Source organism: Paenibacillus ilasis (assembly GCF_043195395.1).
In the GTDB taxonomy this organism is placed as follows: Bacteria; Bacillota; Bacilli; order Paenibacillales; family Paenibacillaceae; genus Paenibacillus_AQ; species Paenibacillus_AQ lautus.
The window spans coordinates 1-736 of record NZ_JBHDJG010000013.1; the positions used below are offsets into that span (position 1 = coordinate 1).

Sequence of the window (736 nt, forward strand, 5' to 3'; positions counted from 1 at the left end):
TCAGTTCCCTGGGTATGCCTCCTCGCATCCTATGTATTCAGATACGGGTAACTAGCTATTACACTAGCTGGGTTTCCCCATTCGGACATCCCCGGATCGAAGCTTGCTTACAGCTCCCCGAGGCAGTTTCGTTGTTCGCCACGTCCTTCTTCGGCTCCTAGCGCCTAGGCATCCTCCGTGTGCTCTTAGTAGCTTAACCAATTGCTTCAGTTTCGCGCCATTCGCTCTGTTTGTCCGTTTGTTTCCTGATCTACTAAACGAGTTAATAGGTGGAAACGAAACTTCCAAAGGATCGACTGTCACGAATCTTCCGCTGCTACCGTTTTATTAAACTTGTTTTGACACAAGTTCAGCTAAAAGGATATTTCTAATTGCGCAAATTCGTTTCGTTATCTAGTTTTCAAGGATCAAATGAGAGTAAGTTGAACTCTCAAAACTGACCAACGAGTGAGTAACAGGTCTAAACCTGATTTTAAGGGTGACTTCATTGAAGTCATATTTGAATGTCTTCGTTGCAGAAGACGATTCTCCATAGAAAGGAGGTGATCCAGCCGCACCTTCCGATACGGCTACCTTGTTACGACTTCACCCCAATCATCTACCCCACCTTCGGCGGCTGGCTCCCGTAAGGGTTACCCCACCGACTTCGGGTGTTGTAAACTCTCGTGGTGTGACGGGCGGTGTGTACAAGACCCGGGAACGTATTCACCGCGGCATGCTGATCCGCGATTACTAG

General features: G+C 48.0%; 2 rRNA genes. Both read right to left on the minus strand.

The features are described 5' to 3' along the window. Positions 1-199, minus strand: a 23S ribosomal RNA gene (locus ACETK5_RS32475); the annotation flags it as partial. A 336-nt stretch (positions 200-535) separates the two neighbouring features. Further along, positions 536-736, minus strand: a 16S ribosomal RNA gene (locus ACETK5_RS32480); the annotation flags it as partial.